General features: G+C 64.3%; 1 protein-coding gene. It reads left to right on the top strand.

Annotated elements, in window-relative coordinates; all coding sequences use genetic code 11:
* The first annotated feature begins 61 nt into the window (after positions 1-61).
* Complete coding sequence (locus ACFOPO_RS18420; protein WP_386705137.1) at positions 62-1,222, top strand: IS30 family transposase; 1,161 nt, start codon at positions 62-64, stop codon at positions 1,220-1,222.
* The last annotated feature ends 7 nt before the right edge of the window (positions 1,223-1,229 follow it).

Raw genomic sequence — 1,229 nt, 5'->3', positions numbered from 1 at the left:
TGCGGTTTCAACCGGTCGATGCAACACACTGAGAGCTGCCTAGGCAGCGGGAGTGTTGCAGATGAAGTACCGGGCAAGGATCTGTTACACGGAAAGCCAGAAGGCCCAGATGTGGGATCGGTGGCAGCAAGGCGAGTCGCTGCACGAGATTGCGCAGCTCTTTGATCGGCGCCACAGCTCAGTTCGGCGGATCCTGGCCGAGTCCGGTGGGATCCGGCCGCCCGCGCGCCGACGTTCTGAGCGGACGCTGAGCCTGGCCGAGCGGGAAGAGATCTCGCGCGGCGTGGTCGGCGGGCAGTCGATCCGTTCGATCGCGGCCACGCTGGGGCGGGCACCGTCCACGGTGAGTCGCGAGTTGCGGCGCAATGGGGAAGCCAGTGGCTATCGTGCCAGCCGAGCCGATCAAGCCGCCTGGGACCGGGCACGTCGTCCAAAGACTTGTAAGCTGGCACGGCATCGAGCCTTGGCGCGGCAGGTCGCGGCCAAGCTTCAACAGCGCTGGTCCCCGCAGCAGATCGCCGGATGGCTCAAGCGCATCCATCCAGACGACGCGGGCGGTCAGGTGTCACACGAGACGATCTACCGCACCCTCTTCATCCAAGCCCGAGGTGCCTTAAAGCAGGAGCTGTTGGGCTACCTGCGACGGACGCGAGCGATGCGCCGCTCGCGCCACCACAGCCAGAAGACGGACAACCACGGCCGCATCGGCGACACTGTATCGATCCGCGAGCGCCCTGCAGCGGTCGAGGACCGGGCCGTGCCGGGCCACTGGGAAGGCGACCTGTTGTTTGGCAGCAGCAACAGTCAGATTGCCACGCTGGTCGAACGGCATACGCGCTACGTCATGCTGGTGAAAGTCGGCGGCAAGGACACCGAAACGGTCATCGACGCGCTGATCAAGAATGCGCGCCGCTTGCCGAAGGAGCTGTACCGATCGTTGACCTGGGACCGCGGCAAGGAGATGGCCGACCACCGCCGCTTCACCCTGGCGACCGACATCCAGGTCTACTTCTGCGATCCGCAGCATCCTTGGCAGCGCGGTTCCAACGAGAACACCAATGGACTGCTGCGGCAGTACTTCCCCAAGGGGCTCGATCTGTCCACGATCACGCAAGCCAAGCTCGACGCGGTGGCGAGAGAGTTGAACGGACGGCCCCGGAAGACGCTAGGCTACGAAACACCGGCCGAACGATTTCAACAATCTGTTGCGTTGACCGGTTGAAACCGCA

The organism is Lysobacter sp. GCM10012299 (assembly GCF_042649405.1).
Lineage (GTDB): Bacteria > Pseudomonadota > Gammaproteobacteria > Xanthomonadales > Xanthomonadaceae > Lysobacter_J.
This window is presented reverse-complemented; position numbering and strand designations above follow the sequence as displayed.

Bases quoted from the DNA above. Each gene is read 5' to 3' on its own strand.
- ACFOPO_RS18420 (WP_386705137.1), top strand. From the start codon at position 62: ATGAAGTACCGGGCAAGGATCTGTTACACGGAAAGCCAGAAGGCCCAG.